General features: G+C 71.2%; 19 protein-coding genes, 1 tRNA gene and 1 other RNA gene. 15 read left to right on the top strand and 6 right to left on the bottom strand.

Annotation, left to right across the window (positions count from 1 at the left end):
- The first annotated feature begins 16 nt into the window (after positions 1-16).
- Positions 17-766 (top strand): 3-deoxy-D-manno-octulosonic acid kinase, encoded by a 750-nt coding sequence (locus tag U8331_RS05485; RefSeq protein WP_481132593.1) that lies wholly within the window; start codon positions 17-19, stop codon positions 764-766.
- A complete protein-coding gene (locus U8331_RS05490) occupies positions 766-1,527 on the top strand; it encodes an MBL fold metallo-hydrolase (protein ID WP_481132594.1) in 762 nt (253 codons plus the stop codon). Before U8331_RS05485 ends, U8331_RS05490 begins: the two co-directional genes overlap by 1 nt.
- A gap of 60 nt (positions 1,528-1,587) precedes the next feature.
- On the opposite strand, the gene ffs is transcribed toward U8331_RS05490, so the two are convergent.
- Together ffs and U8331_RS05500 are read right to left on the bottom strand one after the other, a co-directional pair.
- Positions 1,588-1,684: signal recognition particle sRNA small type (gene ffs, locus U8331_RS05495), an RNA gene on the bottom strand.
- An 88-nt stretch (positions 1,685-1,772) separates the two neighbouring features.
- Positions 1,773-1,865, bottom strand: a tRNA-Ser gene (locus tag U8331_RS05500).
- A gap of 205 nt (positions 1,866-2,070) precedes the next feature.
- Between U8331_RS05500 and dnaX the strand changes: the two genes are divergently transcribed.
- The 9 genes from dnaX to rlmH all read left to right on the top strand — a co-directional run bounded on the left by dnaX (position 2,071) and on the right by rlmH (position 8,866).
- Positions 2,071-3,843, top strand: coding sequence for a DNA polymerase III subunit gamma/tau (dnaX, locus tag U8331_RS05505; protein WP_481132595.1), 1,773 nt, complete (start codon positions 2,071-2,073; stop codon positions 3,841-3,843).
- 89 nt (positions 3,844-3,932) lie between these two features.
- Positions 3,933-4,253 (top strand): YbaB/EbfC family nucleoid-associated protein, encoded by a 321-nt coding sequence (locus U8331_RS05510; protein WP_481132596.1) that lies wholly within the window; start codon positions 3,933-3,935, stop codon positions 4,251-4,253.
- Positions 4,254-4,272: 19 nt separating this feature from the next.
- Positions 4,273-4,869 carry a recombination mediator RecR gene (gene recR / locus U8331_RS05515; protein WP_481132597.1) on the top strand — a complete coding sequence of 199 codons (597 nt, stop codon included), beginning with the start codon at positions 4,273-4,275 and terminating at the stop codon, positions 4,867-4,869.
- A gap of 20 nt (positions 4,870-4,889) precedes the next feature.
- On the top strand, positions 4,890-5,261 hold the full coding sequence (locus U8331_RS05520; protein WP_481132598.1) for a histidine triad nucleotide-binding protein: 372 nt from the start codon (positions 4,890-4,892) through the stop codon (positions 5,259-5,261).
- A 59-nt stretch (positions 5,262-5,320) separates the two neighbouring features.
- Positions 5,321-6,025 (top strand): LPS-assembly lipoprotein LptE, encoded by a 705-nt coding sequence (locus U8331_RS05525; RefSeq protein WP_481132599.1) that lies wholly within the window; start codon positions 5,321-5,323, stop codon positions 6,023-6,025.
- A gap of 1 nt (position 6,026) precedes the next feature.
- On the top strand, positions 6,027-7,082 hold the full coding sequence (gene holA, locus U8331_RS05530; RefSeq protein ID WP_481132600.1) for a DNA polymerase III subunit delta: 1,056 nt from the start codon (positions 6,027-6,029) through the stop codon (positions 7,080-7,082).
- Entirely contained in the window at positions 7,075-7,764 is a 690-nt protein-coding gene (nadD, locus tag U8331_RS05535; RefSeq protein ID WP_481132601.1) for a nicotinate-nucleotide adenylyltransferase, read from the top strand. The genes holA and nadD overlap by 8 nt, the downstream gene beginning before the upstream one ends.
- A gap of 30 nt (positions 7,765-7,794) precedes the next feature.
- Positions 7,795-8,244, top strand: coding sequence for a ribosome silencing factor (gene rsfS, locus U8331_RS05540; protein ID WP_481132602.1), 450 nt, complete (start codon positions 7,795-7,797; stop codon positions 8,242-8,244).
- A gap of 151 nt (positions 8,245-8,395) precedes the next feature.
- Positions 8,396-8,866: a 23S rRNA (pseudouridine(1915)-N(3))-methyltransferase RlmH gene (gene rlmH / locus U8331_RS05545; protein WP_481132603.1), complete on the top strand. Its 471-nt coding sequence runs from the start codon at positions 8,396-8,398 to the stop codon at positions 8,864-8,866.
- Positions 8,867-8,932: 66 nt separating this feature from the next.
- Here the strand turns inward: rlmH and U8331_RS05550 are convergent, their stop codons facing one another.
- The 3 genes from U8331_RS05550 to U8331_RS05560 form a co-directional block, all read right to left on the bottom strand.
- Positions 8,933-9,598 (bottom strand): energy transducer TonB, encoded by a 666-nt coding sequence (locus tag U8331_RS05550; protein WP_481132604.1) that lies wholly within the window; start codon positions 9,596-9,598, stop codon positions 8,933-8,935.
- A gap of 260 nt (positions 9,599-9,858) precedes the next feature.
- Complete coding sequence (locus U8331_RS05555; RefSeq protein WP_481132605.1) at positions 9,859-10,044, bottom strand: hypothetical protein; 186 nt, start codon at positions 10,042-10,044, stop codon at positions 9,859-9,861.
- A 2-nt stretch (positions 10,045-10,046) separates the two neighbouring features.
- Positions 10,047-10,793, bottom strand: a complete 747-nt coding sequence (locus tag U8331_RS05560; protein WP_481132606.1) for an SIMPL domain-containing protein — start codon at positions 10,791-10,793, stop codon at positions 10,047-10,049.
- Positions 10,794-11,039: 246 nt separating this feature from the next.
- Between U8331_RS05560 and U8331_RS05565 the strand changes: the two genes are divergently transcribed.
- The 4 genes from U8331_RS05565 (at position 11,040) to tldD (ending at position 18,505) form a co-directional block, all read left to right on the top strand.
- Positions 11,040-11,624, top strand: a complete 585-nt coding sequence (locus U8331_RS05565; protein WP_481132607.1) for a Maf family protein — start codon at positions 11,040-11,042, stop codon at positions 11,622-11,624.
- Positions 11,621-13,108 carry a ribonuclease G gene (rng, locus tag U8331_RS05570; protein WP_481132608.1) on the top strand — a complete coding sequence of 496 codons (1,488 nt, stop codon included), beginning with the start codon at positions 11,621-11,623 and terminating at the stop codon, positions 13,106-13,108. Before U8331_RS05565 ends, rng begins: the two co-directional genes overlap by 4 nt.
- Before the next feature lie 15 nt (positions 13,109-13,123).
- Entirely contained in the window at positions 13,124-16,999 is a 3,876-nt protein-coding gene (locus U8331_RS05575; protein ID WP_481132609.1) for a YhdP family protein, read from the top strand.
- A 63-nt stretch (positions 17,000-17,062) separates the two neighbouring features.
- A complete protein-coding gene (gene tldD / locus U8331_RS05580; protein ID WP_481132610.1) occupies positions 17,063-18,505 on the top strand; it encodes a metalloprotease TldD in 1,443 nt (480 codons plus the stop codon).
- A gap of 26 nt (positions 18,506-18,531) precedes the next feature.
- Here the strand turns inward: tldD and yjgA are convergent, their stop codons facing one another.
- The gene (yjgA, locus tag U8331_RS05585) at positions 18,532-19,104 is read right to left on the bottom strand and encodes a ribosome biogenesis factor YjgA (RefSeq protein ID WP_481132611.1); all 573 of its coding nucleotides are present in this window, start codon (positions 19,102-19,104) and stop codon (positions 18,532-18,534) included.
- Between the last annotated feature and the right edge of the window lie 40 nt (positions 19,105-19,144).

Consider the following 19,144-nt stretch of genomic DNA (forward strand, 5'->3'; position numbering starts at 1 on the left):
TGCTATGCTCCGGGAGATGACGGGGTATGACGCTGCCGAAGGACTGACGCCGTTCCGCGACGACAGCGGCTTCGGCGCGATTCTGTTCGACCTTACTCGGGTGCGGCAAGCGGAGCCCGAATGGTTCTCGCCCGCCTGGTGGGAAGACAAGGCGCGCCCGGTTGAAAGCGGCGGGCGCGGCGGGGCATGGTTCATCGACGCCGACTTCGGGCCGGCGGTGTTGCGCCGCTACCTGCGCGGCGGCCTGGTCGCGCATTTCAGCAGGGACCGTTACGTATGGCGGGGCGCGGCACGCACGCGCAGCTTCGCCGAGTTCCGGGTGACCCGCGCGGCGGCCGAAAAGGGCGTCCCGGTGCCACGTCCGATCGCCGCCTTCTATCGTCGCGACGGCCTGCACTACCGCGCCGCGATCCTGATCGAACGCCTGCCGGGCGTGCGGACCCTGGCCGACCGCGCCAGCGTCGCCGGCGACGGTGCGCCGTGGGAGGAGGCCGGCCGGCTGATCGCCCGCGCCCACCGGGCCGGGCTCGACCACGCCGACCTCAACGCGCACAACCTGCTGTTCGACCAGACCGGCCGCGGCTGGGTGATCGACCTGGACCGCAGCCGCATCCACATCCCGGCCACCGGCTGGCGCGAGCGCAATCTCGCACGGCTCAAACGGTCGCTGCTGAAGCTGCGTGGCGAGCGTCCCGCGGACGAGGTCGAGCGCGATTTCGCGCGGCTCCGCGGTGCCTACGACCGCATCTGGGCGAGGGGGTACTGATGACGGCCTGGTCGCTGCGACTGCATGGCGTGGGCAATGCCTCGGCGGTCGAACTCGGATCGGCAATGGCCACCATCGAACGCGATGGCCGGCCGTGGCTGACGATCGACTGCGGCAGCGAGGGGCTGACCGCGTGCATGCGCGAGTACGGCCAACCGCCCGACGCATTCTTCGTGACCCATACCCACCTGGACCACGTCGGCGGCTTCGAACGCCTGTTCGTCGACAGCTACTTCGACGAACAGCGGCGCGGCCGGGTGCGCCTGTACGTGCCGGCCAGACTCGTGCCGCTGCTGCACCAGCGCGTGGGCGACTACCCGAACCCGCTCGCCGAGGGCGGGGCGAACTTCTGGGACGCGTTCCAGGTGATCCCGGTTGGCGATGCGTTCTGGCATGACGGCATCCGGCTGGAGGTGTTCCCGACCCGCCACCACTGGCCCGACACCTCATTCGGGTTGCGGCTGCGCGGCAGCCTGGTGTGGACCGGCGACACCCGGCCGATCCCCGAGGTGCTGGCGCAGGTCGGCGGCGAAAGCGAACTGGTCGCGCACGACTGCGCGCTCCACGGCAACCCGTCGCACAGCGGCATCGAGGACCTGGAACGCGAATATCCGCGCGGCCTGCTCGACCGCTGCCTGCTCTACCACTACGCCAGCGCGGAAGAAGGCGAGGTCCTCGCCGCACGCGGCTACCGGGTCGGCCACCCGGGGGAGTGCGTCGAACTCCGCGAGCCCACCGCCATGCGGGTGGGAGCTGCCTGACGGCCGGGGATATCGCGGTATTCGACGCCGCCGTCGGTCACGGCGCCGGAAAGGGCGATGACCCCGCCGGCTGACCTCGGCGCCCGCGTCAGTCGATACCGTTGCTGCCTTCCGGCCCTGGCGGGGTTTTCGACCTAGCGTCGCGAGGGGCCGACGGGGCCACCATGGAGACTTGCGTGAATCTGCAGACCTGCATGACGCCGGCGCGGAATACCCGCCGGAACCGTCGCGGAACTGCATGGATCTGGCGGAGAGAGGGGGATTCGAACCCCCGAAGCGCGGTTTAGACGCTTACACACTTTCCAGGCGTGCTCCTTCAACCACTCGGACACCTCTCCGCGCCTGTACCGCAACCCCGCGAGCAGCATCCGGCCGCCAACAGGGCCGCAAAGTCTACTGCCCGCGCGCCCCCGCTCACAAGTGCGCGTGCCGGCGCGACGGGTGGCCGGAACGGCCGTGGCACAATGCCGGGCCCGGCGACGCGGCGCTCTGGCCGCCGCCGGAGCCCCGCCCATCCACCCGCCGGAAACCCCAGGAAGCCCGATGTCCTATCTCGTCCTTGCCCGCAAATGGCGGCCCCGGCGCTTCGCCGAGCTGGTCGGGCAGGAGCACGTGGTCCGCGCGCTGAGCAACGCGCTCGACACCGGCCGCGTCCACCACGCCTTCCTGTTCACCGGCACCCGCGGCGTCGGCAAGACCACCATCGCCCGCATCTTCGCCAAGTCGCTCAACTGCGAACAGGGCACCTCGGCCGAGCCGTGCGGCGAGTGCAGCGCCTGCAAGGACATCGACGCCGGCCGCTTCCTCGACCTGCTGGAAATCGACGCGGCCTCCAACACCGGCGTCGACGACGTCCGCGAGGTGATCGAGAACGCCCAGTACATGCCCTCGCGCGGGCGCATGAAGGTGTACCTGATCGACGAGGTGCACATGCTGTCGAAGGCGGCGTTCAACGCCCTGCTCAAGACGCTGGAGGAGCCGCCGGGTCACGTGAAGTTCCTGCTCGCCACCACCGACCCGCAGAAGCTGCCGGTGACGGTGCTGTCGCGCTGCCTGCAGTTCAACCTCAAACGGCTGGACGAGGGCCAGATCAGCGGCCAGATCGAGCGGATACTGGACGCCGAAGGCATTGCGGTGGAGCCGGGCGCGGTGCGTCAGCTGAGCAAGGCCGCCGATGGCAGCCTGCGCGACGGTCTGTCGCTGCTCGACCAGGCGATCGCCTACACCGGCGGCCAGCTGACCGACGCTGCGGTGGCGACGATGCTGGGCACGGTCGATCGCACCCGCGTCGGTGCACTGCTGGCAGCGCTGGCGGACGGCGACGGAGAGGCGTTGCTGTCGGAAGTCGCGGCGCTGGCCGAGTTCTCGCCAGACTGGGGCGGCGTGCTGGAGGCATTGACCGAAGCGCTGCACCGGATCCAGGTGCGTCAACTGGTGCCGACCGCCGCCCAGTCCGCCGACGCGGGCGATCTCGATACGGTGGCCGACCGCCTGCGGCCCGAACTGGTGCAACTCTGGTACCAGATGGCGCTGCACGGCCGCCGCGACCTGCCGCTGGCGCCGAGTGCACGCGCCGGTTTTGAAATGACGGTACTGCGGATGCTGGCGTTCCGGCCCGCTGGCGATGCGGAAGAGGGCCCGCGGGAGCGCCCCACGCCCGCGGCAAGCTCGGGACCGGACGTTCCACGCGCCCCCGGCAGCGTGGCCACCGCCCCCGGGGCCGGCGACGCCTCGCCGATGCCGGCCGGGCCACAGCCGCCCGCGCCGCCACCACGTAGTGAAGCGGCGCCCGACGTCCCCCCGGCATACCTTGCGGACGACCCGCGGGAGCCGTCGGCCGAACCGGCGCCGGCGCCGCCGGTCCCCGCGTCCAGGGACATCGTCATGGCGCCGGCCGCAGGCGTCGCTGGCGCGTCTGCGCCCATCGGCAGCGCCGATGACTGGCTTGAGTGGGTCGCCGGCAGCACCCTGCGCGGTCCGGCGCGGGTACTGGCCGAGCATGCCGGCTTCGTCGGCTGCGGCGATGGCGTGCTCCGGCTGGGTTTGTCGGAACAGGACGAGCTGCTGCAGCGTCCCGCGCTGGTGGCCGAGATCGCCGACCAGCTCGCTTCGCTGTTCGGCACCGCGCCGGCGATCCGCTTCGAGGCTGCTGAGCGTCCCGCCGAGTCGCTGCGCCAGCGCAAGGAACGCGTACGCGACGAACGCCAGACCGCCGCCGAGGACGCGTTCATGAACGACCCGGACGTGCAGCGCCTGATCAACCAGCACGGCGCGCGGCTGGTGCCCGATTCGATCCGGCCGATCGACGATCACTGAACCGGTGACTTGAAGCCGCGCCGCGGCGCCTTCATTCCCTGACTGCGCCGGCAAGGCCCGGCACCCTTTCCCCGAACCGAGTAGACGACATGCGCGGAAATATCGCCCAACTCATGCAGCAAGCGCAGAAGATGCAGGAAAACATGCAGCGTGCGCAGGAAGAACTGGCCAATATCGAAGTCACCGGCAACGCCGGCGGCGGCATGGTCAGCGTGACCCTCACCGGCCGGATGGAGTGCCGCAAGGTGCGCATCGACCCCAGCGTGATCACCGACGCCGAGATGACCGAAGACCTGGTCGCCGCCGCCATCAACGACGCGGTCAACAAGGTCAACGCCGCCTCGCAGGAGAAGATGGGCGCGGCCACTGCCGGCATGCAGCTGCCGCCCGGCATGAAGATGCCGTTCTGAGCGTCACGTCTCCGCCCCGATGACATCGCCCCTGCTCGAGCAACTGGTCGAAGCCTTCCGGGTCCTGCCCGGCGTCGGCCAGAAGTCGGCCCAGCGCATGGCCTACCACGTGCTCGAACGCGAGCGCGCCGGCGGCCGGCGGCTGGCCGATGCGCTGGCGGCGGCGGTCGAGAAGATCGGCCACTGCGAACGCTGCCGCGATTTCAGCGAGAGCGGGGTCTGCGCCACCTGCGCGAGTGCGTCGCGTGACGTCCACCAGCTGTGCGTGGTGGAGACGCCGGCCGACCGGCTCGCGATCGAGCAGGCGACCGGCTACCGCGGCCTGTACTACGTGCTGCAGGGCCGGCTCAGCCCGCTCGACGGGATCGGCCCGGGTGAGCTCGGGCTGGACCGGCTCGGTGCGCGGCTGGCGGAGGGCGAAGTGTCCGAGATGATCATCGCCACCAACCCAACCGTCGAAGGCGAGGCCACCGCGCACTACCTGGGCCAGCTCGCCCGCCAGCACGGCGTGCGTCCGAGCCGGCTGGCCCATGGCGTGCCCCTGGGGGGCGAACTGGAGTACGTCGACCGCGGCACGCTGTCGCACGCGTTCGGCACCCGCAGCGAAATGACCTGAGTGCCACGAGGAAAACGCAGATGAGCGACGACACCATCTTCGGCAGGATCATCCGGCGCGAGATCCCGGCCGACATCGTGTTCGAGGACGAACACCTGATCGCGTTCCGCGACATCGCTCCGCAGGCACCGGTGCACGTGCTGTTCGTACCCAAGACGCCGATCGCGACCCTGGATGACCTGGAGCCGTCGCAGGCGGACGTCGTCGGCCGGCTCGTGCTGGCGGCGGCGAACTACGCCAGGGAACAGGGCCTCGCGCAGAACGGCTACCGCGTGGTGATGAACTGCAACGGCCATGGCGGCCAGACGGTGTTCCAGATCCACCTGCACCTGCTCGCCGGCGCGCCGCTGGGGCCGTTCGGCGAACGCGGACGGGCAGGGGACCCGCATTGACGGCGTCGTGCGCCTCCGCGGTGCTTGATGCCTCCACCCCCCTCGTACAGACTCGCCGCATGACCCTCCGCCTGTTTTCCCTCGTCCTCGTGCTGGCCCTGTCGGCCTGCGGTTTCCACCTGCGCGGCGCGATGTCGCTGCCGGACAACCTCGATCCGGTGAAGGTGGTCTCGACCGACCGCTACAGCCCGTTGGCCGAAACCCTCGCGGGCGCACTGACCCGCGCCGGCGCGCAGCCGGCCACGCCCGAGACCGAGAATCCCGCGGTGCTGGAGCTGCTGGCCGAGAAGTGGGGCGACACCCCGGTCAGCGTCGACGAGCGGGGCCGTGCGCAGGAATTCAGCCTGCGCTACGCGGTGGTGTTCGAACTGCGCAACGGCGACGGCACGCTGCTGGTGCCACGCCAGAACGTCGAACTGTCGCGCGACTACATTTCCGTGCCCGACGCCTCGATCGGTACCGAAGGCGAGCGCGACATCCTGGTGCGCGAACTGCAGCGCGAGATGGCCGCCTCCGTGCTGCGCCGCATCGACGCGGCGGTGTCGCGCGGCTCGACAGTGAACCCCGACGAGATCTTCGGCGAACCCACCGACGCCGCCCGCGCCGCGATGGAAGCGGCCAACGCGCTGCCGCTGCCGATGCCGGAGGACGCATCCGCGCCGGTCGCCGAGGACGCTGCGCCCGCCACGACGCCGGATTCCACCATGGATCCGGCGCCGGACGCGGAGCCGCAGCCGGAACCTCGGCCGCAGCCCACGCCCTGACATGGAGCTGAAGCCGGAACAGCTCGCGGCGCAGCTCGACGCCCGGCCGTTGCTCCCGGCCTACCTGATCGCGGGGCAGGAACCGCTGCGGGTGCTGGAGGCCGCCGATGCAGTGCGTGCCGCCGCCCGCGCCCAGGGCATCAGCGAACGCGAGGTGTTCGAGGCCGAAGGCAACCAGCGCGAGCCGGACTGGAGCGCGATGCAGGCCAGCTTCCGCGCCCCGAGCCTGTTTGCCAGCCGCCGCCTGCTTGAACTGCGCCTGCCGACCGGCAAGCCGGGCAAGGACGGCGCGGCGGTCATCGGTGATTTCTGCGCCGAGCCGCCGGCCGACGTGGTGTTGCTGGTCACAGCCGGCGACTGGAGCAGGAAACACGCCGGCAAGTGGAGCGAGGCCATCGGAAAGGTGGGGCAGGTCGCGGTCGGCTGGGCGGTCAAGCCGCACGAACTGCCCGACTGGATCAGCCAGCGCCTGCGATCACGCGGACTGCGCGCCGACCGCGAGGCGGTGCAGCGGCTCGCCGACCGCGTCGATGGCAACCTGCTTGCCGCCGCGCAGGAAGTCGACAAGCTCGCCCTGCTCAGCGACGGCGACAGCCTGGATGCCTCCCGGATGGAGGCGCTGGTCGCCGACTCGGCGCGTTTCGATGTCTTCCGGGTGCTGGACGCGGCGATGAACGGACAGCCGGCGCAGGTCTCGCGGATGCTCGCCGGCTTGCGGGCGGAAGGCGAGGCGGTGCCGGCACTGCTGGGCATGGTGGTAATGGAGCTGCAGCGCACCGCCGCGCTGGCGCGGATCAAGGCGGCCGGCGGCAACCTCCCGGCCGAGTTCAAGGCGCAGCGGATCTGGGACTCCAAGCAGCCGATGTACCAGCGTGCGCTGGGGCGGCATCCCGCGCCCCGCTGGGATGCGTTCGTGTCGCAGGCGGGGCGGGTCGACCGCTTGGCCAAGGGCCGCGGCACGCCGGGGGAGGACCCCGCCGACGCCTGGCTGGCGCTGGAGCGATTGCTGCTCGCCGTCGCCGAACCGCGCGCGATCCGCATGCTGGCGCGTGCCTGACCACCGCGCGCCCGCTGTGCCGCTGACCGTGCTCTACGGCGGCACGTTCGACCCGGTCCACTGCGGCCACCTCGAGGTGGCGCGTCACGCCCGCGACGCGCTCGACGCGACCATCCGCCTGATGCCCGCGGCCGATCCGCCGCATCGCGACGCGCCGGGTGCCAGTGCATCGCACCGGGCGCGCATGCTCGACCTGGCGGTAGCCGGCGAACCGCGGCTCAAGGTCGACCGCCGTGAACTGCGCCGCAACACGCCGTCGTATACCGCCGACACCCTGCACGAGCTGCGCGGCGAACTGGGGCAGGCGGCGTCCATCGCCTTGCTGATCGGTGCCGACAGCCTGGTCGGCCTGCCGGGCTGGAAGGACTGGCAGGCGCTGTTCGGGCTGGCCCACTTCGTGGTGGCCGACCGTCCCGGCATCGACATCCGCCGCGCGTTGCCGGCGCCGCTGGCGGAGTTCCTGGCCGATCACTGGGCGGCCACGCCGGACGATCTGCACCGTGCTCCCGCCGGCCGCGTGCTGTGCCTGAACCAGCCACTGCACGCGGGCTCGGCGACCGGCGTGCGCCAACGCATCGCCGACGGCCTGCCCTGGCAGGACCGGGTACCGTCACCCGTGGCGGCGTACATCGTCCGTCACCGGCTGTATGCGCCGGGGGCCGCATCCTCGCCTCCGGTATAATTTTTCGCCACGCCTTTCCAGAGCCTGCCCTTGACCACGCCAGCCCAAGTCATCAAGACCCGCCTTCCCAGCCCCCCGCCCGCCGTGGAGGACCTGTTGCAGGCAGTGCGCGACGCGGTCGAGGAGCTGAAGGCGAAGGACGCGGTCGAGATCGACGTGCGCGGCAAGAGCAGCGTCACCGACTTCATGGTGGTCGCCTCGGGCACGTCCTCGCGCCACGTGAAGTCGATTGCCGACGAGGTGGTCAAGTTCGCCAAGCGGCTGGACGTGATGCCGCTGGGCGTGGAGGGCGAGCGGGAGGCCGAGTGGGTGCTGGTCGACCTGGGCGACGTCGTCGTCCACGTCATGCTGCCGCGCGTGCGCGAGTTCTACGCGCTGGAGCGGTTGTGGACGGTCGGCGACCAGCCGCCGGACGAGATCGACGAATATGGCGACGACCACCGCGATAGCGGTCACGACGACTACGGTAGCGATCGCTGACCATCGCGGTCGTACCCGACGCAGGAAAGACGGCGCCCCGGGGCGCCGTTTTTCCTGGGCGGCGCCGGTGGCCTCGAGGCGCTGCAGCCTCAGGCCGTCCATACCACCGCGGTGGCGCATCCGCTGCGGTTCGCCCCGGTACGATGCGCACATGAAAGCGAAGTTGATCGCGGTCGGCGAGCGCGCCCCACGCTGGGTGGCCGCAGGGTTCGAGGAGTACCGCAAGCGGCTGTCGCACTGGCTGCCGCTGGAGTTGATCGAAGTGGAGCCGGGCGTACGCGGCAAGAACCGCGACGTGGCGCGCGCGACCGCCGACGAAGGCACGCGGGTGCTGGCGGCGTTGCCCAAATCGCCGCTGGTGGTGACGCTCGATGGCCGGGGCCGACCGTGGAGCTCGGAGCAGCTGGCGCAGCGACTGGAACACTGGCGCGCGCAGGGACGCGATCTGGCCTTGTTGATCGGCGGCCCGGAAGGCCACGCCGACGACGTGCTCGCCCGCGCCGACGAATCGTGGTCGCTGGGCCCGCTGACCCTGCCGCACATGCTGGTGCGGCTGGTCGCCGCCGAGCAGCTGTACCGTGCGGCCGCGTTGCTGGCCAACCATCCATATCACCGCGCCTGATGCGAAGGCGCCGCGGGGTGGCCGCGGCGCCTGCATCGCTTAGACGTCCGGCCGCAGCCGGCGTTCCTACTGCAGCGAGAATCCGATCGGCACCCGCCCGATGGCCTGCACCGGCCGGCCGTCACGCAGCGCCGGCTGGAACCGCCAGTGCTCCTGCACGTGTCGCTGGGCGGTACGGTCGAGCTCGCGGTCGCCGCTGCTGCCGACGATCCGGACCTCCAGCGGCATGCCGTCGGTGTCGACCCGCACCTCCAGCAGCACCGTGCCTTCCACCCCCGCCCGCAACGCACGACGTGGATACGGCGGCGGCGGCGCGACGGCGTAGCGCAACGCGGCGCCGGTCATCACCGGGTCGACGGCCGGCGTCGCGACCTCCGTCGGGGCCGACGGCGCGGACGGTGCCACGGCGATATCGCCCGGTTGCGGTTCCGCCGCCGCGGGCGCGACCGGCGGTACCGGGCGAGGCAGGGAGGCGGATGTCGTGGTGCGTGGAACCGGCTTCTCCACCGGAACGGGGATGGGCTCGACGGGCCGGGGTTCGTCGCGCACCAGCCAGTCGACTTCGGTGCGGGCTTCCGCCACGGGCGCGGGCGGCGTGCGCAGCGGAGCCAGCAACAGCATCAGCAGGACGGCGTTGAGTAGCACGGCACCGGCGCTGGCAGCGATACGGTTGCCATCCAGGCCCTGGAACGGGGTGTTGCCGCGAGAACGGGAAACGGTTGCATGCACCATGGTCCACCTCCTCTGTCAGCCGTTGTCTGTTGAGAACGCGCGGACGGGACGGACGGGGTTTCGGTGGTCGGCTTGTTCGTCGCGTCCACGTCCCGACGCTGCATCCGTACCGTGCGGTATGGCAACCCGCGGCCGAGCAGCGGTCGTGACGGTCGGATGGACGGCACGGAGTGGCGTGGATGCCGCCTCCGACTGGATCCTCGGACAAAAGTAGAAGGCCCGCATGCGCGGGCCCTCGAACCGGTCATTGCCGGGCGGTGCTACTCGTCCGCGGCGCCGGGCTTCGTTTCCGGGTCGCGATCGAGGCCGCCCGCGTCGGGATTGGGCCGACGCGGGTCCGGCAGTCGCGCATCCTTCCCGTCCCGCGGATTCGGGTCGGCGTAGCCGGTGTTTTCGTCGGCGTCCGGCGGCGCGGCGGGCGGTGCGGTCCTGTCGGGAGCGGCCATGGTCAGCGCCCCAGCTCGAACACGACGTCGAGATTCACCGACAGGGTGCTCTCGCCCGGCGCGATCGGCGTGTCGGCCTGCGCCTTTTCCATCCGCGCCATCGCCATCATCGGCACCGGCGGGCCGAAGCCGCCGTTGCCCTCGCTGATGCTGACGATCCGCCGCACCTGCAGGCCGAGCGTCTCGGCATACATCCGGGCGCGGGTCTGGGCCTTCTCGATGGCCGCGCGGCGTGCCTCGTCGTAGGCGGCTTCCTTGTCGTCGACCTCGAAACTCGGGCCGTTGATCTGGTTCGCACCGACCCCGACCAGCGCATCCATGATCGAGCCGAGCTCGCCGATCTCGCGCACGGTGATGTCGACCGTGTTGCGTGCCTCGTAGCCGGTGATCGTCGGCGGCTGGTTCTCGGCGTAGCGGTACTGCGGGTTGAGGTTGACGCCGCTGGTGCGGATGTCGCGCTCGGCGATGCCCGCGTCGCGGATCGCCTTGACCACGCGGGTCATCTGTTCGGCGTTGGCGCGCATGGCCGCGTTGGCGTCGGCGGCCTGGGTGACAACGCCCGTCGAAAGGTGGGCGATGTCCGGTACGCGCGTCGCCTCGGCCTGCGCCGAGACCGACAGCAGGGTGCCGTCGGTGGCGACCTGGGCGGGGACGGTCTGGGCTGCGGCGGGCATGGCTGTGGCTCCGAAGGCGAGGGCGGCGGCCAGGGCGAGCGGACGCAGGCGGTGGAACGAAGACAGATGGGACATGGGCGATTCCTTTGGAAGCGGTGGAAGGGTCTGGCGGTAGGGGTGAACGAACCGTGAGCCCGATCGGGGTTACGGCCGATGGCGTGGGCTGGCGCTCAGTCGGTGCGGGTTATGCTTCCGGCCACCTGAACGGTGCACCGGACGACGCGTGGGGCGGTGTGGCCGTGTCGTTGCACCCCTTCCCCGACCTGTTCCCGCACGACCGGCGGCTTCATTGCCGGACGTGCTCATCCGGACCCGACCCCGATGCTGTATCTCGCTTCCAAATCGCCGCGACGCCGCGAGCTGCTGGGCCGTCTTGGCGTGGAGTTCGGCTTGATCGACCTCGACATCCCCGAGCAGCGCCGCTCCGGCGAGGCGGCGGTCGACTACGTGGTGCGGGTGGCCTGCGAAAAAGCCGCGGCCGGCCTGGCGCAGGTGGTGGGCGATGCGTCCGCGCTGGTGCTGGGTTCGGACACCGAAGTCATCCTCGATGACGAAGTGTTCGGCAAGCCGGACGACGCCGAGCATGCGAGGGCGATGCTGCGGCGGTTGTCCGGCCGCACCCACCAGGTCGTATCGGCGGTGTCGCTGCTTTCGCACACCGGTGAGCAGCATGCGCTGGCGACGTCGCAGGTGGCGTTCGCAGGACTCGACGACGCGGTGATCGACGCCTATGTCGCCAGCGGCGACGCGTTCGGCAAGGCAGGCGCGTATGCGATCCAGGGGCTTGCCGAAGTGTTCGTCACCCGGCTGGAGGGCAGTCATTCCGCCGTGATGGGCCTGCCGATGCGCGAAACCGCCGTGCTGCTGGGCAGGGCGGGGCTGGGCCCGCTGGCGGTGCGCCGATGAGCGAGGAGATCCTGATCAACGTCACCCCGCGCGAGACCCGCGTGGCGGTGGTCGAGAACGGCATGCTGCAGGAGCTCCACATCGAGCGCGGTTGGCGTCGCGGCGTGGTCGGCAATATCTACAAGGGACGGGTGCAGCGGGTCATGCCCGGCATGCAGGCGGCGTTCGTCGACGTCGGCCTGGAGCGGGCGGCATTCCTGCACGCGGCCGACATCGCCAAGCCACCGCCGGTCGGCAACGGCGAGGGCGACGAGGCTCCGCTGCCCGCGGCGCCCGCCCGGCCGATCGCCGAGCTGCTGCGCGAAGGCCAGGAGATCATCGTGCAGGTGGTCAAGGACCCGATCGGCAGCAAGGGCGCGCGCCTGACCACCCAGCTCAGCATCCCGTCGCGCTATCTCGTGCTGCTGCCGCGCACGCGGGTGGTGGGGGTGTCGGCGCGGATCGAGGACGAGGTCGAACGCACCCGGCTGAAGACCCACGTGGCCGCACTCGCACCGGCCGAGGACCAGCACGGCTACATCGTCCGCACCAACGCCGAGTCGCAGCCGGAAGAAGCGCTGGCGGAGGATATCGCCTACCTCAGCCGCGCCTGGCGGCTGATCGCCGAACGTTCCGACAGCGCCCGCGTCGGCCAGTGCGTCTACGAGGACCTGACCCTGCCGATGCGTGCGGTGCGCGACCTGATGCGTCGCGACGTCGAGAAGGTGCGGGTCGATTCGCGCGAGACCTGCGACCGCCTGCGCACCTTCGCTGCCCAGTTCATGCCGGTCTTGGCCGAGAAGATCGAACACTACGCCGGCGCCCGCCCGATCTTCGACCTGTACGGCGTCGAGGACGAGATCGGCCGCGCGCTGGACAAGCAGGTGCCGCTGAAGTCCGGCGGCTACCTGGTCATCGACCAGACCGAGGCGATGACCACCATCGACATCAACACCGGCTCGTTCCTGGGCCAGCGCAACCTCGAGGAGACGGTCTACCGGACCAACCTCGAGGCCGCGCAGTCGGTCGCGCGGCAGCTGCGGCTGCGCAACCTCGGCGGCATCATCATCATCGACTTCATCGACATGACCGACGCCGAGCACAAGCGCCAGGTGCTGCGGCAGCTGGAGAAATCACTCGCCCGCGACCACGCCAAGACTACGGTGTACGACTTCTCGCCGCTGGGCCTGGTCGAGATGACCCGCAAGCGCACCACCGAGAGCCTGGAACGACAGCTCAGCGAGCCGTGCCACGAGTGCGGCGGCCGCGGGATGCTGAAGACACCGGAGACCGTCACCTACGAGATCTTCCGCGAGATCGTGCGCCAGGTGCGCCAGTTCGACGCCGCCCGCCTGCTGGTGATGGCCTCGCCGAAGGTGGTCGCGCGCATCACCGAGGAGGAATCGGCCGCGGTGGCGGAGCTGGAGGAGTTCCTCGGCAAGTCGATCCGTTTCCAGGCCGACGACCAGTACGCGCAGGAGCAGTTCGATGTCGTGCTGCTCTGACCCGGCCTGACCGCCATGCCGATCCTGTTGCGCCGCCACCTGCGCAGGGCCCGCCGCGGCCTGGGCTACACCGTCGCGATCGCGCTGGTGCTGGTGGCGCTGGTACTGGGCGTCGCCAGCCAGGTGCTGCCGCTGGCCGAACGCAACCCCGAGCGGATCGCGCAATGGCTGAGCGAGCGCGCCGGCCGCACGGTCGCGTTCGACGCGGTGGACACCGAGTGGACCCGGCGTGGGCCCTTGTTGCAGCTGGAGAACCTGCGCATCGGTGACGGCGCCCAGGCCTTCACCATCGGCGACACCGAGATGCTGGTGTCGATCTACGCCGGCCTGCTGCCTGGCACGCCGTTCTCCGAACTGCGCGTGCGCGGGCTGGACCTGACCCTGGAGCGGCAGGAAGACGGACGCTGGCAGGTGCGCGGGTTGCCGGGGCAGCAGCAGTCGGGTGCCGATCCGTTCGAGGCGCTGGAGGGCCTCGGCGAGTTGCAGGTGATCGACGCGCGGCTGGCCGTGGTCGCGCCGCGGCTGGGCATCGATGCGCAACTGCCGCAGGTGGATCTGCGCCTGCGGGTCAGCGGCGAGCAGGTCCGTGCCGGTGTACGTGCCTGGCCGCCGCTTGGCGAGGAGGCCGGCGCTCCGCTGGAGGCGGTGCTCGCGCTGGATCGCGCCAGTGGCGATGGCGAACTCTACGCCGGCGCGCGCCAGGCCGATCTTTCGCAGTGGGCGTCATTGCTGAAGATGGCGGGCGTCGCGGTTGAACGCGGCAACGGCCGTGCCGAGGCCTGGGCCCGCCTGGACGGCTTGCGGGTGTCGCGCATCACCATCGATGCCGCACTGGAAGGCATGGTGCTGCGCGGGCAGCCGTCCAGGGCCGCCGCCGAGCCGCCGCGCGCTCGGTTCCAGCGCGTCGAAACGCGGGCGCGCTGGCAATTGGTGGACGGCGGCTGGCGCGTGGATGCGCCCAGACTGCAGGTCACCACGGACGGCGAATCCCAGCGGCTCGATGGCCTGTTGCTGGCCGGTGGCGAGCGATACGCCGTCCACGCCGCGCATCTGGACGTGGCGCCGCTGGCGCGGGTCGCCGCCCTCAGTGACCGGTTGCCGCCCGGCCTGCGACGCTGGATGTTGCAGGCGCGGCCGCAGGCCACCCTGGTCGACGTCGAGATCGATGGCCGTCGCGGCGGCGCACTGCACGCCAGCGCACAGATCCGCGGCTTGGGTTTCGATCCCGTCGGCGACCGCCCCGGCCTGCGCGGGCTCACCGGCTCATTCGAAGGCGACGCGGACGGCTTCCGGTTCCTGGCCGACGCCTCGGCGACCATGGTGTTCGACTGGCCCATCGGCTTCGGCGTCGCCCACCGCGCCCGTCTCGACGGCACGATCAGCGGCTGGCGTGACGGCCGAGGCTGGCGGGTGGGTACCGACGGACTGCGCATCGACGGCAACGGATTTGGCGCCGACGCCCGCGGCAGCCTCTGGTGGCAGGGCGATGGCAGCCGGCCATGGATCGGCTTGGCGGCGTCCATCGACGAAACCGCACTGCCCGAGGCCAAGGGGTTCTGGGTCCGGCACAAGATGTCGGACGCGCTGATCGAATGGCTGGATACCGCACTCGTGGCCGGCACGGTGCAGGACGCCCGGGCGCTGGTGGTCGGCGACCTGGACGACTGGCCGTTCGTGCACAACGACGGGCGTTTCGAGGCCACCGCGCACATCGTCGACGCGACCCTGCGGTTCCAGCACAAGTGGCCCGCCGCGCAGCAGGTCGAGCTGGACGCGAGCTTCGTCGGCAGCGGGTTCGACATCGAGGGCCGCGGATCGCTCGCGGGCATCGGAATCCATACGCTGTCCGGCCGGATCGACGACTACCACGGCGGCGAACTGGTGGTCCGCGCCGAAGCGGCCGGGGATGCTTCGGCCCTGGTCGGCCTGCTGGGCGACAGCCCGCTGCGCGCGTTGCACCCCGAATCGTTCGACAGCGTGCGGGCAAGCGGCCCGGCCGCCGTCGATTTCAACCTGCGGCTGCCGCTGCGGCGCGGGGGCACGATCGCGATCGGCGGCGATGTGCAGCTCGACGGCGCCCGCCTGGCGGACCCGCGCTGGGACCTCGCCTTCGACCAGGTGCGCGGACGCGCCGAGTTCGACCGTCGCGGCTTCCACACCGATGGCCTGCAGGTGCGCCACGAGGGTCGCCCGGGGGTGCTGCGGTTGCGTGCGGGCGACGGCCACGTGCGCACGCGCGGCAACGTGTTCGAAGCGGGCCTCGAGGCGGCGTTCGGCATCGATGCACTGCTTGATCACGCGCCGGAGCTGGCCTGGCTGCAACCGCATGTGGAAGGCCAGTCGCGCTGGAACGTGGACGTGTCCGTGCCGGCGTCCGGCTCGTCGCGGGTGGCGACCCTCCAATTGCGGTCGAACCTCGCGGGAACGGCGTTGATGCTGCCCGCGCCCCTGCGCAAGCCCGCCGGCGGCACATTGATGGCCGCGGTGGAGATGCCGCTGCCGCTCGATCGTGGCGAACTGCGGGTCGCCCTTGGACAGACGATGGCGCTGCGTGCGCGCAGCGGCGGCGGCCGCACCGGCGTGCGCATCGCGCTGGGGGCGAGCCGGGTCGAGCAGGCGCCGCCCGCCACCGGGCTGGTGGCCGAGGGATGGACCGGCGAACTCGATGCGATCGGCTGGCTGGCGATGGTGCGGGGCGGCCAGCGTGGCGGGGGCGATGCCTTCCCACTGCAGCGCATCGACGTGACCGCCGGCCGCCTGCAACTGCTCGGTGGCGTGTTCCCCGAGACCCGCCTGCTGGTGGTCCCCGCCCCCGGCGGCGCCACCGCGGTGCGCGCGGAAGGTGCGGCCCTGCAGGGCGAAGTGCTGGTGCCGGCGGCCGACGGGGCCCGTATCGCCGGCCGCTTCAACCGCGTGCACTGGCGCCGCCCGCAGGCGCCAGGCGTCGCGGGAGAACCGGTGCCCGGAACCGCCGCGGCCCCGATCGCCACCACCGCCCCGTCGTCGAGCCCAATGCCACCCGTCGACGAGGGCATCGACCCGGCGGCGATCCCGCCGTTGCTGCTGGAGGTCGACGACCTGCGCGTGCTGGACGCCCGGCTCGGGCAGGCCCGTTTGCAGACCCGGCCGACCGCCGCGGGGCTGCAGATCGAGCAACTGCAGGCACGCAGCCAAGCGCAGTCGGTCGAGCTCGGTGGCAGCTGGCAGGGCCGCGGCGCAAGCCAGCGTACCCACCTGCAGGCCACGGTGGACAGCGAGGACTTCGGCGCGTTGCTGACGGGACTCGGCTACGGCGGCCGGCTCGCCGGCGGCGAAGGCCAGGTCCGGCTCGATGCGCGCTGGCCCGGCAGCCCCGCCGACTTCAACGTCACCGCGCTCGATGGCGACCTGACCCTGGCCGCGCGCGACGGCCGCATCCTCGAGCTCGAGCCCGGCGCCGGCCGCGTGCTCGGCCTGCTCAGCGTCGCCGAGTTGCCACGACGGCTGTCGCTCGACTTCCGCGACTTCTTCTCCAAGGGCTTCGCGTTCAACCATGTCGAAGGCAGGATCGGCTTCGAGCGTGGCCTGGCCCGCAGCGACGACCTGCAGATCGACGGACCCGCGGCCGAAATCAACATCCGCGGCGCGGCCAACCTGCGCGAGGAAACCTTCAACCAGACCATCGAAGTGTTGCCCAAGGCCGGCAACCTGCTGACCGCGGTCGGCGCGATCGCCGGTGGCCCGGTCGGTGCGGCCATCGGTGCGGCGGCCAACGCCGTGCTGCAGAAGCCGCTCGGGCAGATCGCGGCCAAGACCTACAAGGTCACCGGCCCGTGGGACGAGCCCAAGGTCGAGGTGATCAGCCGCGAGCAGAGCCGGTTGTCGGCCACGCAGGCGGCCCCCGCCGGTTGAAGCCCCGAGCCGCGCCCGCATATCGTCGGGATACGCATTGATGCGATGCCACGCGGACTTCCCATGACCCTACCGCTGCAACTGGCCGAATCCCGGCTCCTGCTGCCCGCCGGCCTCGATGCCGGCGGCCTCGAACGCGCTTTCGGCACCCTGCTGGGACCGGGCGTCGATTTCGGCGACCTGTACTTCCAGCACGCCCGGCGCGAGAGCTGGACGGTCGAGGACGGCATCGTCAAGGACGGCGCCCACTCGATCGAGCAGGGCGTCGGCGTGCGCGCGATCAGCGGCGAGAAGACAGGCTTCGCCTATTCCGACGAAATCAACGCCGCGGCCCTGATCGAAGCGTCGAAGTCGGCTCGCGCGATCGCCCGCGACGGCTCGACCGTCACCGGCCGCTCGCTGGTGCGCGGCAACGCGCTCGACCTCTATCCCAGCGACGACCCGATCGACTCGATGCCCAACGAGGCGAAGGTCGAAGCCCTGCGCGCGCTCGACCGGATGCTGCGCGCGGCCGACCCGCGGGTGAAGCAGGTCGTGGTCAGCATGGCCGGCGGTGTCGACACCATCCTCGTCGCCCGCAGCGACGGCGTGCTCGCCGCCGACGTGCGCCCGCTGGTGCGGCTCAACGTGCAGGTGATCGTCGAGCAGAACGGCCGCCGCGAATCCGGCTACACCGGTGGCGGTGGCCGCTACTCGTACGCCGAGCTGCTGGCCGACGGCAAGCCCGAGGCCTGGGCGCGCGAGGCGCTGCGGCAGGCGCTGGTCAACCTCGAGGCGGTCGACGCGCCGGCCGGGGTGATGCCGGTGGTGCTGGGCAGCGGCTGGCCCGGCGTGCTGCTGCACGAAGCGGTCGGCCACGGCCTGGAGGGCGACTTCAACCGCAAGGGTACGTCCACCTACGTCGGCCGCATGGGCCAGCGCGTGGCCTCGCCGGGCGTCACCATCGTCGACGACGGCACCCTGCCGGGCCGCCGCGGCTCGCTCAACATCGACGACGAAGGCGAGCCGACCCAGTGCACGCCGTTGATCGAGGACGGCGTGCTCACCGGCTACATGCAGGACTCGCTCAACGCCCGCCTGATGGGCATGAAGCCGACCGGCAACGGCCGCCGCGAGTCGTTCGCGCACCTGGTGATGCCGCGCATGACCAACACCTACATGCTGGCCGGCCAGCACGACCCGGAGGAGATGATCCGCTCGGTGAAGAAGGGCCTGTACGCGGTCAACTTCGGCGGCGGCCAGGTCGACATCACCAGCGGCAAGTACGTGTTTTCGGCGACCGAGGCCTACCTGATCGAGGACGGCAGGATCACCGCGCCGGTCAAGGGCGCGACCCTGATCGGCAACGGCCCGGAGACGATGCAGAAGGTGCGCATGATCGGCCACGACCTCGCGCTGGACGAGGGCGTCGGCGTCTGCGGCAAGGACGGCCAGAGCGTGCCGGTCGGCGTCGGCCAGCCGTCGCTGCTGATCGACGGGCTGACGGTGGGGGGCACCCAGGCGTGACCGCGGCGGCTGTCCGAAGTCGCGGCCTACTCGACGTCGGTGTCGGCCGCTTCGTCGTCTTCGTCGGTCGCCGCGGCGCTGCCGGCCATCACCAGCTCGCGCAGTTCGCGGAACAGCTCGCGGAAGGCCCGCGGCGGCTTGTTGCGCTTGCGTTCCTCCAGCGTGTTGCGCACCAGCTGGCGCAGCGCTTGGCGGTCGGCATTCGGGTACTGCGCGATGAACTCGCCCAGCGCCGCGTCGCCCTCGGCCAGCAGGCGGTCGCGCCAGGCCTCGACCCGGTGCATCGCCGCGACCTCGCGCCGGGCGGTTTCGCCTTTTTCGTCGAGCGCGTCGCGGATCGCCTCCAGCACCTCCTCGTCCTCGCGCCGCATCTGCTTGGCCAGGAACGCCATCTGCCGCTTGTGGGCGATGTGCGAGGTGATGCGGCGGGTCTCGCGGATGTGCGGCAGCAGCGACTCGGGCACCGGCAGCCTGGCCAGCTGGGCGTCGGTCAGCGCGACCAGTTGCTGGCCCAGCGCCAGCACTTCCAGCGCGTCGCGCCGCTGCTGGCTGCGGCTTTCGCCGAGGAATTCGCCGGTTTCTTCGTCGCGTCCGCGCATCGTCGATCCTTTCCAGGCGCTTCGCCGTCCGGCGTGCGCC

The organism is Lysobacter sp. CC-YZS074, assembly GCF_056739745.1.